At 36.6% G+C, this 14,899-nt stretch carries 16 protein-coding genes; 1 reads left to right on the top strand and 15 read right to left on the bottom strand.

What is annotated here, in order from left to right; all coding sequences use genetic code 11:
• Positions 1-39: 39 nt before the first annotated feature.
• From B176_RS0118620 to B176_RS0118565, 10 genes are all read right to left on the bottom strand, one after another.
• Complete coding sequence (locus B176_RS0118620; RefSeq protein WP_154648043.1) at positions 40-354, bottom strand: DUF6660 family protein; 315 nt, start codon at positions 352-354, stop codon at positions 40-42.
• A gap of 42 nt (positions 355-396) precedes the next feature.
• Complete coding sequence (locus B176_RS0118615) at positions 397-1,452, bottom strand: glutaminyl-peptide cyclotransferase (protein ID WP_040540915.1); 1,056 nt, start codon at positions 1,450-1,452, stop codon at positions 397-399.
• A gap of 131 nt (positions 1,453-1,583) precedes the next feature.
• On the bottom strand, positions 1,584-3,260 hold the full coding sequence (locus B176_RS0118610) for a tetratricopeptide repeat protein (RefSeq protein ID WP_026063455.1): 1,677 nt from the start codon (positions 3,258-3,260) through the stop codon (positions 1,584-1,586).
• 22 nt (positions 3,261-3,282) lie between these two features.
• Complete coding sequence (locus B176_RS0118605; RefSeq protein ID WP_017260354.1) at positions 3,283-4,176, bottom strand: PstS family phosphate ABC transporter substrate-binding protein; 894 nt, start codon at positions 4,174-4,176, stop codon at positions 3,283-3,285.
• A gap of 236 nt (positions 4,177-4,412) precedes the next feature.
• Entirely contained in the window at positions 4,413-5,234 is an 822-nt protein-coding gene (locus B176_RS0118595) for an energy transducer TonB (protein WP_017260353.1), read from the bottom strand.
• A gap of 50 nt (positions 5,235-5,284) precedes the next feature.
• Entirely contained in the window at positions 5,285-5,836 is a 552-nt protein-coding gene (locus tag B176_RS0118590) for an ExbD/TolR family protein (protein WP_017260352.1), read from the bottom strand.
• Between the two features lie 18 nt (positions 5,837-5,854).
• Entirely contained in the window at positions 5,855-6,466 is a 612-nt protein-coding gene (locus B176_RS0118585; protein WP_017260351.1) for an ExbD/TolR family protein, read from the bottom strand.
• A 64-nt stretch (positions 6,467-6,530) separates the two neighbouring features.
• A complete protein-coding gene (locus B176_RS0118580; RefSeq protein ID WP_017260350.1) occupies positions 6,531-7,358 on the bottom strand; it encodes a MotA/TolQ/ExbB proton channel family protein in 828 nt (275 codons plus the stop codon).
• Positions 7,359-7,785: 427 nt separating this feature from the next.
• Entirely contained in the window at positions 7,786-8,145 is a 360-nt protein-coding gene (locus B176_RS0118570) for a translation initiation factor (RefSeq protein ID WP_017260348.1), read from the bottom strand.
• An 11-nt stretch (positions 8,146-8,156) separates the two neighbouring features.
• Positions 8,157-9,038 (bottom strand): diacylglycerol/lipid kinase family protein, encoded by an 882-nt coding sequence (locus tag B176_RS0118565; RefSeq protein ID WP_017260347.1) that lies wholly within the window; start codon positions 9,036-9,038, stop codon positions 8,157-8,159.
• A gap of 192 nt (positions 9,039-9,230) precedes the next feature.
• Here B176_RS0118565 and metK point away from each other — a divergent pair, with 192 nt between their 5' ends.
• Positions 9,231-10,484, top strand: a complete 1,254-nt coding sequence (metK, locus tag B176_RS0118555) for a methionine adenosyltransferase (RefSeq protein WP_017260345.1) — start codon at positions 9,231-9,233, stop codon at positions 10,482-10,484.
• Positions 10,485-10,620: 136 nt separating this feature from the next.
• Here the strand turns inward: metK and B176_RS0118550 are convergent, their stop codons facing one another.
• Genes B176_RS0118550 through B176_RS0118530 form a run of 5 tightly spaced genes read right to left on the bottom strand, consistent with a single transcriptional unit; the run spans position 10,621 to position 14,899 of the window.
• The gene (locus tag B176_RS0118550) at positions 10,621-11,490 is read right to left on the bottom strand and encodes a sugar phosphate isomerase/epimerase family protein (RefSeq protein ID WP_017260344.1); all 870 of its coding nucleotides are present in this window, start codon (positions 11,488-11,490) and stop codon (positions 10,621-10,623) included.
• A gap of 5 nt (positions 11,491-11,495) precedes the next feature.
• Complete coding sequence (locus B176_RS0118545) at positions 11,496-12,374, bottom strand: hydroxypyruvate isomerase family protein (protein WP_017260343.1); 879 nt, start codon at positions 12,372-12,374, stop codon at positions 11,496-11,498.
• Between the two features lie 4 nt (positions 12,375-12,378).
• Positions 12,379-13,608: a nucleoside permease gene (locus B176_RS0118540; RefSeq protein WP_017260342.1), complete on the bottom strand. Its 1,230-nt coding sequence runs from the start codon at positions 13,606-13,608 to the stop codon at positions 12,379-12,381.
• 6 nt (positions 13,609-13,614) lie between these two features.
• Positions 13,615-14,310, bottom strand: coding sequence for a 3-keto-disaccharide hydrolase (locus tag B176_RS0118535; protein WP_017260341.1), 696 nt, complete (start codon positions 14,308-14,310; stop codon positions 13,615-13,617).
• Between the two features lie 16 nt (positions 14,311-14,326).
• A complete protein-coding gene (locus tag B176_RS0118530; RefSeq protein ID WP_017260340.1) occupies positions 14,327-14,899 on the bottom strand; it encodes a gluconate 2-dehydrogenase subunit 3 family protein in 573 nt (190 codons plus the stop codon).

The following is a 14,899-nucleotide window of genomic DNA, read 5'->3' as shown; positions in this document are numbered from 1 at the left end:
ATTTCGGAAAAACGCTTAAGAAATAAGGGTAAGGGAATTTTAAACCGACTGTGGAGGTTGCCAAATAGCCAAGCTTATTTGGTGTGTAGGCGCTGCCAGAAAACTGGGTTTTTGTAAAGCGCTTTGCGGGGAAAAGAAGGTAACGGTTAATTCCGTTGCGGAAAAAGACCTTATCGAACAGCAGGCACAATAACAGAAAGGACTACAGTCATCTTTTTCATCATGCTGATGGTCTGCCGTATTTTTGATGATAGGAATGTCTGAATTATTATTGCTTACAAATAATTCATCGGCACATGGTTTAAAGTTCATGGCCAATACCAATAAAAGCAATATGGTTGAAAAGTATTTCAATGCCTTCAAAAATACAATAAATTCGGTTTAGCGCATGAAGATTTATTTTTTAATCACTTCTATCTGAAATAATTTATCCCATCTTTTACCCGTAACAAATATCCGCTTTCCAATTTTATCATAAGCTATGCCATTCAACACATCCTGTTGGGGGTCTCCTAGCTCGCCGTGAGGTAAACCCATCATGTTGATATAGGCTTCTACAGCACCTGTTTTCGGGTCGATGATTGCGATGAGCTCAGAAGTGTAAATGTTCGCATAGAGCTTTCCATCAATCCACTCTAATTCATTTAGTTGTGTAACGGGGCCTTTATCATCATAAACTTCAATACTTCCTTTTGGCAAATAGGTGTTTTTATCTAGCTTATAAATTGTATTACTACCGTCGGTATTGTAAACGGTTTCACCATCAAAAGTTAAGCCCCAACCTTCGTTAGCATAATTGTAGGGGAAAGTTTTTAAAAGTTTAAAAGTTTCCTTATCATATTCAAAACCAACTTTTTCGCGATAGGTGAGTTGTATGATTTTATCTCCTATCACGGTCATACCTTCTGCAAAATATTGCTTGTCTACATCTTGCTGCTGTAAAACTTTTCCTTCTAAACTTACTTTTCTTAAGCTCGAGTGCCCATAATCTCCGGCACTTTCGTAAAAAACACCATCGTGGAACTCCAAGCCCTCTACATATGAAGTGATAGAGTGCGGATAGGTGTTGATGATTTTATAGCTGTAGGCAGCAGGCTTGGTAGCACTTACCAGAATAATATTGCTAGTTGCTTCTTCTGTTACGCCGTTTCTGTAAATTTTAGCAGTAATTAGTCGGTTGCCTAGTGGCGTATTTGTTGTTGAAAAGTTAAACTGCGAAGTGTCTTTTCTAAGACCAACCTGTAAGGTATCTACCAAGTAAACAACAGAGTCTATGGATTCATCTGTAAAATGTATTTTAAGCGCTAATTCTTCTCCTGCTTTAATCACTGCACCCGTTTCTGGGTTGGTAAAATAAGACGAGCTGCTGCTTTGAGGTTTGTCTCCATTACAAGAGTATAAGGCAAGAACAGCAACGGAAAGAGCGAGTAAGGATAGATTTCTAAAATTCATTTTTTGAGCGATAACGATATATGCTAAAATAGTAGAAAGTTTTAACATCGCCTAAAATTAGATTCGTAAGGCGGTATAAACCAAAAATGCCCTGATCCGTTTTGGACCAAGGCATTTTGATTATTTTAAGATTACTTACTTGCTTTTATCGCATTTAAGGCATCTTTAATCTGTTGATTATCTGGCGTTAAAGCCAAAGCTTTGTCAAAATATTCTTTTGCCTTTACTTTGTCGGTTTTTATATAATATGCACCTTGTGAAGAATAAGCCTCAGAAAGGTTTTTCTTATTGGCATCTGTTAACGTTTCTTTAGCCAACGTAATCTCAATAAACTTATCGAAAGCAGCTTTTACTTTATCGTTTTCTGTGATAGGGTTTAAGTAGTACTCTACCCTAGCCAAGTATAAATAAGCATCTGCATTTACTGCTTTTTCTGCAACATAGGTAAAAGCGCTATCAGCTTCTAATAAAGTTCTCTTAATTTCTAAAGTGTCTTTTGATTTGTTGTTTACCAAGTTTGCATAATGGAAATAATTAGAATAGCCTAAGTAAAACCAGTCTACAAATGAAGCTTTAGGCAGCTTAGTTAATTTTCCATAGTAGTTTGCAGCCTTGTCATATTGCTTAGCCGAAAAATAAGTTTTAGCAATATTTCCCAATACTTCGTTGTTGGTGGTGTCTAAATCATAACCCTTTACGTAGTTAAGGATGGCTAAAGAATCTTGTTTTTCTGCTTGGTAAGCTTTACCTAGGTATAAATAATCGTCGGCAATTATTCTTTTAGCATCTACTTCAGCAATAAAACTATTTAATGTTTCAATTCCTTGTTGGGTGTTGCTGTCTTCAATAGAAGCATAACCCTTAAATCTTTTTGCTAAAATGTATTCTTTATTATAGCCTGGAGAATTAATAAATTCTGTTGCTGCTTTTTCCAAACCTGCATAATCACCTGCATTTAATAAGAAGATCAAATATCTGTAACGAGAATCAACAGATCTATCTGTTAGATCTAAATATTTAGAATAGCTCTCTTTGGCTTTTGTTAAAAACTCAGGTTTTCTGGCAGGTGCTGCAGACGTCCAACGGTAATAGTTTTCTGCTAAAGCTCTGTAAGCAGGACCATAATTTGCATCTTTTGCTATTACACCTTTCAAGGTAGATTCTGCTAGTTCAAAATTAAAAGCTTGTGTCCAAATTTCTCCAATGTTTACCTCAACTCCTAAAAGATTGTCTTTTAAGTTCATGGCTCTTTGGTACTCGGCAACGGCCTCGCTATTTTTATTTTGTGCTTTGTAAGCATTACCCATAGAAATATGCAATTCCGGGTCTTTTTCGCCATTTTCTTTGGCCTTATCAAACCATTCAAAAGCTTTGGTTAAATCTCTTGAATCTTCGTAAGTGTAAGCTTTACCAATGTATATGTATTCTTGGAAATCTTTTTTACGCATATCAGCTGTAGCTTTGCTAAAGTTTTCTTGCGCTGCTGTAGCATTTTTTTCGAAAAGATTTACCGTTCCTAAACCAATTTGATTAAGTTTATATTTGCCTTTTTCGTCTGCTGCAATACCTTTTTGAAAGACTGCTTTCGCAGAATCCGGCATATTTAGTTGTAGATATAAGTCTCCGTAATAGAAGTAATTTTCTGGAGATGGTTGATTTTTAACCAAATTAGCAAATAATGATTTGGCTTTCTGAAATTGTTCTGCGTTTACTGCTTTCTTTGCGTCCTCAAGACTTTGTGCGTGGGTAGCGGAAGCAACAAACATAACGCTCATTGTTCCTAATGCTATCTTCTTAACTATGTTCATATACAAATTTGTTTTTTAAAGGTTAATTTCTAAATTTTATTTGTCGGCTTGGCAGCGAATCGGGTGCTAAACCGGATTTTAAAATTATTCGTTGCCCTATTTCACCCGCTAGGAAGGATGCAAATCCTGTGCCCAAACCAGCCCTACCTTGGCAATTTATTAAATATAAATCTCTAACCAAAGGATATTTATTCAATTTTAAATTACTTTGAGTCGGCTTTTCATAACTTCCAGTTTCAGATTTTACACTTAAAAACTTTAAATTCTCTACTGCTGGGGCAATATCAGGTGTTGGTCTTTTCATCCAAGCTACGCTCACAATACCTACGCTATTTGGGTTATTGTTGACATATTCAATAACTTCTTTATTTGTTTTTAAAGCATAAACGTTCTTTGGAAATTCTTTAACGCCTGTAATTTGCATTAAGTATGATACCGTACTTGATTTTGGATTGTCAAAAACGAAAGTACGTCCTTTTTTGTCGTTCCCTTTAAACACCTCTTTAAGTTCTTCAATGGTAATTAAAGAATCCGTGTTGTTTTTTCCGGTAACCAGTGCAACACCATCAGTGGCAAATTTTGTGCTTCTAACAATGATTTTTTTGTTTTCGAAATGACTGGCTTCGCTTTTACTAAGTGTACGCGGAAGGATAGCTACCGAAATGCTGTCATTCAATAAATTAACGAGCACATCTTGTTCGGGTAAGTAAGTGATTTCAATAGTGGCTCTTTTATAATTATTGGCGAAAATCTGATATTCATCATCAACGATAGGATATAAAGATTCATCAGCTAATAACTTGCTTTCGCCATAGGTGATGCTCTCTTCTTTACTGCTTTGTTCGTTGCAGGAAGATAAGAAAGAGTTTACAATTAGTAATAAAAGAAAAACGTTTATTACACTTTTTTTAATCATGGTTTTGTTGGTTGATGAGTCGCACAAATCTAAAAAAAGAATATGCAATTAAAAGTACGCCGAAGGCAACCTTCCAAATCCGTTCTACGCCATATAACAAGGGGAATTCTTCCCAGAAAATGATAGATACCCCTATAAAGAAATAGAGTACAAACATCACTAGGCCTAAAATAGACAGAAATCGCCTTGTGGGCGATTTCTGTCGTTCTGAAAACTTTTGATAAGTCATTTAATAATTATTGTTGCAATTGGAAGAAGATTGGAATGGTGTAAGATACACGTACATTTCTTCCGTTTTGAACACCGGGATTCCATTTAGGTGAATTTTTTAATACTCTAACAGCTTCCTCATCACATCCGCCACCGATACCTCTAACAACTTTAATGTCTGTTAGGGAGCCGTCTTTCTCTACAACAAACTGGCAGAATACTCTACCTTGAATTCCTGCATCACGAGCAACCGGTGGGAATCTTAAATTCTTCTGTAAGAATTTACCAAACTGTTCGATACCGCCAGGGAAACTAGGTAAAACCTCTACGTTAGTAAAGATTTGATTCGTATCTTCTGTTTTCTCTTGGTTAATCGGACCTTCACCTACGGGTGTATTGATCACGATTTCCGCGTTTGGATCTCCTTTGATGGTTTTCTGACCTGGGTCTGCTTTTTCCAATTCTTTTACCGTAGGTGGTTCTTCTTCCACAACCTGATCATCTGGTTTTACAACCGGAGGCGGAAACCTAACCTGATCCACTTTTGGTGGAGGTGGCTCTACTGGTGGAGGTGGAGGTGGTGCTTTCTCGTCAATAGGAGGAGGCGTTGCCAAAACAACTTCCGTTAATCTTTCTTTTTTAATCGCATCTTCTGGCGCAAAGCCCTGAAGATACTTTATGATGATTGGAGACGCTATTGCTAATGAAAACAATAAGCCGCCAATGATAATAGCTTTATTGGTGTGTTTAACATTTTCTTTACGAAGCTGGTAAGCACCGTATTCTTTGTTTCTACCCGCAAAAACTATATCAATCCAATCTTTTTTAAGGATGTCCAGTTTAGACATAATTTTTATTTTTTAGGTATAAAATTAAACGAGTTAATTTTCAAATTATTTTACTTGTATGCTCCTTGAGCTTTCATAAGTCCAATCTCAGCATTCTCTACTTTGTTGTTGATACCGTAAGATGGCACACCAGCAATTTTAATCTCGTCAAGAATGTCGACAAAGTTTTTATAATTTGATTGATCCGTAGGTTTGATAATTACCATCAGTCCTTTTTCTGGATTTCCAGTTGTAGCTACCACATTTTTGTTGTTTTGAACAAGTGATTCGCGTATTCCTTTTTTTCCAAAATTATCTACCGTGGGTGCATTATCCCCTATTACTCCCATGTACCAAACAATCTTGTTGTCTTCTCCCAACAAAACAGTCATCGTTCTTGATGCTTTTACATCTAAAACCTCATCAGGATTTTTATCATCTTTATCAGGCATGAACATGTCCATTGCCTGAGGTTTGGCTAGGGTAGTAGTTAGCATAAAGAAGGTAATCAATAAGAAAGCCAAATCCACCATGGCAGTTAAATCTACCCTTGTTGATTGCTTTTTACTTCTTACTTTCTTGCCTTTTTTATTACCCCCGCCGGAGGTATCTAATTCTGCCATTGTTTATATTTTTAAATATTAATCAGCAGCTTCTAAAGAAGTGATTAAACTGAATTTGTTAATTTTCTGGTCTTGAAGCACATCGATAACTCTTCTAATTGTTGGATATTCCTCTTTAGAATCTCCTTTGATTGAGAATCTTAAATCAACGTTGTGCATTTCTTTAGTGGCATATCTAGATTGTAAAATCCATTGCTTTAACTGGTTATTTGCGCCAGAATCTGCTGGAATCCCTGGCTGTACCAGTTTCATTCGATCAGCATTATCCATTGCAATAAATTGTTTTAAGCTGGCCATTGGTACCCCAAAATTGTCTATTACAGAGAAGCGTTTTTTCTCTTCGTCTGTAAAGGTAAGGTTGTACTGTTCGCCCATGCGCTCTAAAGTATTTATTCTAATATCTTGGCCAACAACTCCAAAAAACACCTTACCCTGCCCTACGGTTAGGGTAGATATATCAGTATCTGGCAGTTTAAACGTAACCGTTGAAGACGGTGTGTCTACTGCTAATGCTTCTGGTTGACGAGCAGTTGCCGTTAAGATAAAGAAAGTTAGTAGCAAGAACGCCACGTCACACATCGCGGTCATATCCGTAACGGTGCTTTTTCTTTTAATTTTTACTTTTGGCATCTTCTTAGTTTTTATTTGTTTATCAATTGATTAAGAGCTTTTAAGTAAGCTCAACTTCTGTAGACTACTTGTGAGTAGCTGCGTAAGTTTGTACAATTGAGAAACCAGCCTCGTCAATTGAATAGGTTAAGCTATCAATTTTAGAAGTAAAGAAGTTGTAAGAAAGTACTGCAAATAAAGAAGTTGCGATACCAGTAGCCGTGTTAATTAATGCTTCAGAAATACCGTTTGCTAATTGTGCTTGATCTGGTGCTCCAGCAGTTGCTAATCCGGCGAAAGCCTTGATCATACCTGTTACTGTACCTAATAAACCACCTAACGTACCAACTGATACTAAAGTTGCAATAATTGTTAAGTTTTGCTCTAACATTGGCATCTCCAATGCAGTTGCTTCTTCGATGTCTTTTTGAATTGCTAAACATTTTTGTTCAGTATCCATTGATGGGTCAATTTCTACAGCTTTGTATTTTTGTAAGCCAGATTTGATTACCGCTGCAACAGAACCTTTTTGCTTGTCACACTCGCTGATAGCTGCATCAACATTGTTTGAAGCTAAAGAGCTTTGTACTTTTCTAACGAAAGAATCAACATTTCCAACTCCTGCTGCTTTGCTGATTACAAAAAAGCGTTCGATTGAAAAAACGATTACCATTAAAAACATGGACATTAAGAAAGGTACAATGTATCCACCTTTATAAATCATTCCGAAATAATTACCAGGGATCGGTTGGTTTGCGTTATCTCCGCCTTCAAAGTTAGAACCGTCTCCCATCACAAATAAGAATAGGGCCCAACCTATTGCGATACATATTACGATTGCTAATCCTGCGAAAATCCCGGAGCCTTTTGAGTTCTCTTTTTGAGCTGTGGTAGGTGTTGGTGCGTTTGCCATTTTTTGATTTTTTAGTTTTTGAATTTAATGTGTGTGTTTATAATTGTTTTTTATTTAATGCGAATAACAAATTTATGATTAATCCTTTAAAATCAAACTTTTTTAAAAATTGGTTAATTTGGTTTAAAAGCTCGTTTTTTCAGCTTCTGCTCTATATAACAACAAAACCTAAAAAAGATTGCTCTGTGATGAACAATCTTTTACAATAAAAAACATTTTACTACTAAAAACCAAATTAAAACCGCTTTATTTTGATTTTTTGCAATTTAAAACTAAAAAGTTACAGTACTTCCGTTTGTAATTTGGCGAACGTTGTTCTTTGTTAGTAAACAAACATTAACAGGTTGTTAATTAGGTGTTAAATAATTATATTTGAGCGTTTTATTTGACCACAAAGGTTTAAAGGATATGGAGTGTTTAGCTGGCTTTAACCACCAACTCTTTTTGCTTTATAACCGCTTGACGTCAATAATGTTAAAATCTTATCTCTAAAGTCTCCTTGAATTAAAATCTCGTTATCTTTTACCGTACCGCCAACGCCACATTTGGATTTCAGGAGTTTTCCTAGGTCTTTTAAGTCTTCATCCTTACCAATAAACCCTGTAATTAGCGTGACAGCCTTGCCACCGCGTTGTTTTTTATCTAACTGTACGCGTAATTGTTGGTGATTTGGGTTTAAAGTTTCTTCATCGCTGTGGTCAATATTACCGAGTTGCTGATCCGGATTGGTAGAAAATACCAAGCCATCAAATCCAGTGAATTTCTTTGATTTTTTATCTCTATCCATTTTTATAACTTTTACACGATAATTTTTAATGCCAGTGGTTTAATGCCAACAGTTAACTTTTTACCCATTGAAAAAGGTTCACCATCTACATGCACTGGCCCATCCTCTGTCCTTATTATTTCAAAATTTTGCGCTTTAATAATAGCTACATATTTAGAGCGACTTGCCGTTTTTGTAAACATACGATAGCCCAGAATCGGGAAAACTCTTAAAGGGAACTGCTTGATGATACAAATATCTAGCAGTCCATCTTGCGTTGATGCTGTAGGTGAAATATGGGCATTGTTTCCATATTGCGATGAATTTGCCAAGCTTAACATAAAGGCTTCCCTTATGATGGACTTGCCATCGATGATGATTTCGTAGGTTTGGGCTTTGTAATTCGAAATCTCTTTTAAGGTTGATTTAATGTATCCCAAAAGACCCCGTTTAACACTTTTTGCAAAATGCGCACTAATGTGAGCATCGAAGCCCATACCTGCCATATTAAAAAACTTTTTGTTGTTTAAAAGACCAACATCAATAGCGGTAGTTTTTAGGTCGTTGATTTTTTGGATTGCTTTTGCATTGTTTAACGATATACCTAGGGTTCTTGCTAAACCGTTCCCCGAGCCACATGGAACAATGGCCATGATTTTATTCGAAGACTCTAGGACTCCTGCTACCTCGTTGATGGTGCCGTCTCCGCCTACCGCAACCACAATCTCTATGTCGCTAGTAACGGCTTCTTGGGCCAATTCTTTTGCATGGGCCTGATGAGTAGTATATATAATCTTTGCGTCAAATTTTTGATGGTCCAAATTTTTATCAATTAGATTTGGGATAAAAACCTTGTTGAAACCGCCAGAAATTGGGTTTACAATAAAAAGTATACGTTTTTTAGAAAAAGCCATTGTTAATATAAGCTACAAAGTAATTCTAATTTTTCTGAAAAATAAAAAATGTTATACCTTTGTGCCACATTAGTGGAATGATTTGAAAATGATTGCAACCACGTAAAAAAAATGCTAAAACATTATCTTTTAGGTTTAAAGCAATCTCCCTCTTTTCTTTCCCCTTTAATTTAACCATTAAATTTTTTTAATATGTCTTATTTATTTACGTCAGAGTCGGTTTCTGAAGGACACCCAGATAAGGTTGCTGACCAAATTTCAGATGCTTTAATTGATAATTTTTTAGCGTTTGATAAGGATTCGAAGGTGGCTTGCGAAACCTTAGTAACTACGGGTCAAGTGATACTGGCGGGTGAGGTTAAATCAAAAAGTTACTTAGACGTTCAGCGTATAGCGAGAGATGTGATCAGGAAAATTGGTTATACCAAATCTGAATACATGTTTGAAGCTAATTCTTGTGGTATTTTATCTGCAATTCATGAGCAGTCTCAGGATATTAACCAAGGTGTTGATAAAAAAAATCCGGAAGAGCAAGGTGCCGGTGACCAAGGAATGATGTTTGGTTACGCGTCAAATGAAACAGATAATTATATGCCCTTAGCTTTAGATTTAGCGCATAAATTATTGATTGAGCTTGCAGCAGTTAGAAGAGAAGATGCTGCAATTAAGTACTTAAGACCAGATGCTAAATCTCAGGTTACGATTGAGTACGACGATAACCACCAACCCATTAGAATTGATAGCATCGTAATCTCCACACAACATGATGATTTTGATGAAGAAGCTAAAATGTTGGCAAAGATTAAGAGCGATATTATTTCTGTGCTGATTCCTCGTGTTAAAGCCACATTAAAACCAGAACTTCAAAAGCTATTTAACGAGCAGATCAAATACCACATTAACCCCACAGGAAAGTTTGTGATTGGTGGCCCACATGGTGATACTGGTTTAACCGGTAGAAAAATTATAGTAGATACTTACGGTGGTAAAGGTGCACATGGTGGAGGTGCTTTCTCTGGAAAAGATCCTTCAAAAGTGGATAGATCTGCAGCGTATGCTACTCGCCATATTGCTAAAAACTTGGTTGCAGCGGGTGTTGCGGATGAAGTTTTGGTGCAGGTTTCCTATGCAATTGGTGTTGCGGAGCCTTGTGGTATTTTTATTGATACCAATGGAACTGCAAAAGTTGACTTGAACGATGGTGCAATTGCAAAAAAAGTGGAAGAAATTTTTGATATGCGCCCGTACTTTATTGAGCAACGCCTGAAATTAAGAAACCCGATTTATTCTGAGACTGCAGCTTACGGACATATGGGACGCAAGAATGAAGTGGTAAAGAAAACTTTCTTAGGTGCTAATGGCGAAGAAAAAACAGTAGAAGTTGAATTGTTTACTTGGGAGAAATTAGATTTTGTAGACAAAGTAAAATCTGCTTTCGGTCTGTAATTTTATATTATTCTTAAAGAAGAGCCTCAGAATTTTTATCAATTCTGAGGCTCTTTTGTTTTCTGGTGTTTTGGTTGTCTTTACCATTCGGCTGTTATATATCTCACCAAAAATAAAAGCGACACTAATTCGGGAACTAGAGCACTTTTTGAAGATATTTTGAACTTATGCTGATACTGATGTAAGGATCAATATCAAAGTTCTCCTGCTCCATAAATACATATTTTAGTCCAGCTTTTTTAGCTCCTTTAATGATCGTTGGATAGTCAATAGTTCCTGCGCCAATCTCTGCGTTTTTTGTTCTATCGGTTTTCTTCATGTCTTTAATGTGCCAAAGTTTAAACCTTCCGGGGTGGTCTTTGAAAAATTGTAAAGGGTCTTTCTTGGCTCTTACTACCCAATAAATATCCATTTCAAAATCTACTAGGTCTGGATTGGTTCCATTCAGCAACATTTCATAAGCAGTTGTGTTTCCCAGATCAACAAATTCGAAATCGTGGTTATGGTAGCTTAGTTTTAAGCCGGCATCTTTAACCATTTTAGCGGCAATATTTATTTTAGCAAGCCAAGCTTTTGTTAACGCTAGATCTTTATAGATATTTGGATTGATATGTGGGATTACAATATAATCACTCCCCAATGTTTTTGCCGTGGCAATGTATTTTTTGATAATCTCGACGTCGCCAGATTTCTCATAATCGTTAAAATCGTAATGAGCGGAAGGGCAAGTCAAATGATATTTATCAAGCAGTACTCTAAATTCTTTAGCGCTTAAGCCCCAAAATCCGTTATCAAAAGAATAGCCGTAAGCTTCTACATAGCTGTAGCCGGCTTTAGCGACTTTGCTAATTACAGTTTCTACGCCTTTTGGAAGTTCGTTTCTTAAAGAGTATAGCTGGATGCCAAACGGCATGTGTTTTTCGCCGGCAAAACTATTTATAGAGGGTAAAACTAAAGCGCCCGCTGTTAAAATACCTATTTGTGTTAAAAATTCTCTTTTTTTCATATTAATTAAACGTCACAGATTTGTACTGCATTTTTTAACGAAGCAATTTTATCTTCGTTTTTTGGAATAAATTCTTGGGCTACAGATCCTTTAAAGCCAGTTTTTACTATTGCTTTCATAATTGCGGGATAAAATAATTCCTGCGAATCGTCAATTTCGTTTCTTCCAGGAACTCCTGCAGTGTGGTAATGGGCAATGTATCCAGAAGAATCATTAATGGTTCTAATTACATCTCCTTCATCAATCTGCATATGGTAAATATCGTACAGCAATTTAAAGTTTTCTGAACCTAAGCGTTTGCATAGTTCAACGCCCCATGCAGTTTTATCAGCAAAATAATCTTTATGATTTACTTTACTGTTCAAAAGCTCCATTACAAGCACTACGCCATGCTTTTCTGCCAAGGGCATCAGTTTTTTCAAACCGGTTACGCAGTTATTCCAACCGGTTTCATCATCCATACCTCGGCGACTTCCGCTAAAGCAGATTAGGTTTTTATAGCCGGCTGCTGCTACCAAAGCAATCATTTTTGTGTAATTGCTAATTAACGTTTCGTGGAATTTTGGTTCTGCAAATCCATCTACCAAATTAATCTCCGCACCGTTGCACATGGTAGATTGGATATTGTATTTCTGCAACATCGGCCAATCTTTTGGACCTACTAAATCGATCCCCTTTATGCCAATCTCATTACAAAGTTTGCAAAGTTCTTCTACGCTTAAATGTGGATAAGTCCATCTGCAAACCGAATGGTTGATATTTCCTTTTAACGTAGACCGTTTAATTTTTTTATCCATTGCAGTAAACGAACTCAGTAAAGGCGCTGAACTTAATAAAGCAGAACCTGCCAATATTTTTTTTATAACTTCTCTTCTGTTCGACATTTTTTTAAGCTTTTTGTTTGAGACTTTTGTTTTCGGAAAATAAGAGGGCAAAAAGTACCAATACAGCCGCTGCAATTCCTGCTGGAATTAGCCATACCATTTTCCAATTAATTATTCCGTTGACTTGGTAAGTGTCTGTTATTAGTCCCGCTACCCAAAACCCGATGAGCATTCCTACACCGTAGGTAGCCAAAGTAATTAAACCTTGGGCAGCACTTCTGTTCTTTTCTCCAGCTCTGGCGTTGGTGTAAATTTGACCAGATACAAAAAAGAAATCATAGCAGATACCGTGTAATGCAATTCCTGTTAATAACATAAAAGTAAGTTCACCAGCGTTACCATATGCAAAAAGTAAATACCTAGCCACCCAAGCCAACATGCCTAAAAGTAAGGTGATTTTGAATCCGAATTTTTTAAAGAAAACGGGTAATAATAGCATAAACAGTACTTCGGAAATCTGCCCGAGCGTCATTTTTCCAGTTGGGTTTTCTAGACCTATGCCTGATAAAAATGGATTAGCATTTTGGTAATAAAAAGCTAAGGGAATACAGATTAAAACAGAGCTGATGAAGAAGATTAAAAAGTCTTTACTTTTCAATAGTTTAAGCGCTTCTAATCCTAAAATATCAGAAAGCGTTACCTTTTCGCCTTTAATTGCTTTTGGTGGTGTAAGTGGTAAAGCAAAACTAAAAACACCTAGAATCAATGATCCAATTCCCGCCATGGCGAAAGTGTTTTTTAAAAACCCAGAGGATATGCTGGTTGCGGAATCCCAATGGAAAAAATAACTGATGGTTAAACCAGCAGCAATCCAACCTACGGTGCCCCAAACGCGTATGGTTGAAAATTCTTTCTCCGGATCGTTCATTTGATTAAAGGAAATGGAGTTTACCAATGCAAGGGTAGGCATAAAAGCAATCATATAGCCTAGTACATAGGGGTAAAAATCCTCAAAATTGCTGGCTTTAAACATGAAATACATTAACAAAGCACCTATCAGGTGCAGTATTCCCAGAATTTTTTCGGCATTAAAATACCTGTCGGCGATTAACCCGATGATAAATGGAGCGATGATAGCACCGAAGGATTGCGTAGAAAAGGCAGCAGCAGTTTGTGCTCCTGTAGCATTTAGGTTGGCGTTTAAGAATGTTCCTAAAGTTACAAACCAGGCTCCCCAAACGAAAAATTCGAGGAACATCATTAAGGATAATTTGAAACGATTGCTGTTATTCATAATTATTTAAAGTTTTTTAATGAGGATGTTTTTAAACCAAACTTGGTTGCCATGGTCTTGTAATACAATTTTCCCAGAACGGAACTTTCCGAAATCTGGCATCTCTTTAAATTTGCTTGCTGGAACTATTTTATCCCATTCAGCGTCCCATAGCGTGGTTTTTACTATCTGTTTGCCGTTTAAAATAAACTGTAATTCACCTTTGTTTAAAATAATTTCGGCTTTGTTCCATTCATCAAATGGTTTAGCGGTTTCCACACTTGATGGAATTAAATCGTAAAGATCGCCCGCCCTGTGTTTGAATATTTTAGCATCTGGGTGGCCATTGTTATCCAACACTTGCATTTCTGGGCCGGTGAAATAGGGCTGAGCATATTTTTTAGCATCATCGTTTACATTGAACATTACGCCACTATTTCCGTTTTCAGCAATCTTCCAATCGTACTTTAAGTGAAAGTTTTCAAAAGTCTCATTACTCGCTAAATCACCTCTTTCTTTCTTTGGTTGATTTGTTGGATTAAAGTGCAAGATGCCATTTTGGATAGACCATGAGGTTCCAGCTTTTTGTTGTCCGTAGGTATGCCAATTCTGAGAAATGTTGTTTGAAAGTAGATCGACCCATGGTTGCGACTTAGATTTTTGTGTACCACAAGAAATAAAAAATATAGCGATGCTAAATATGGGTATTGCGTATTTTTTCATGTTTAAAACGGATGGCTTAAGGGTTAAGATAAACAGGATTTCCTTTTTTATAATCTACACAAGCATCATACCTCCCGGGTATTTCTACATACGAAAGCACTTTTGTACCCCCAATTTCTGAGGTAAAAAAGCCTAATAAGGTTAATTCTTTCATCATGCGGAAATAATGAGATGGCTGTTCTTTATCTTTTTTCTGCTGCCACTCTTTCTGAGTAGTATCCAATTTGTTCAAAAGCGCCTTTTTATCATCGTCTTTTAACTCTATAAAATTTGTTTTATAGGTAGCCAAAGCTTGTGTATCTATGTCTTTTAGGCCTTTTAAAAATACTTGCTGGTTTTCTGTAGTGTAGCAATCTTTTACCATTAAGGCCATAAAAGCACCGGTTTTTGCGGCTTTAGCGCCAGGAGTATTGGTCTCGGGAATAATGGTCTCTGCTATTTCATCCAACAAGTCTACATCTTTAGTGTTAAAAAGATCATTTATCTGTTTAGGTGTAGATGTACATCCTGCTAGTGCAAAAATTTCTCCACCTATAATACTTCCGCCTAGCAATACTGCAACGGAGGAAATGGCTTCTCGTCTATTCAT

Origin of the sequence: Pedobacter arcticus A12, assembly GCF_000302595.1 — a bacterium.
Taxonomy (GTDB): Bacteria; Bacteroidota; Bacteroidia; order Sphingobacteriales; family Sphingobacteriaceae; genus Pseudopedobacter; species Pseudopedobacter arcticus.
The sequence above is the reverse complement of the archived record's forward strand: the minus strand, read 5'-3'. Positions and strand labels throughout refer to the sequence as shown.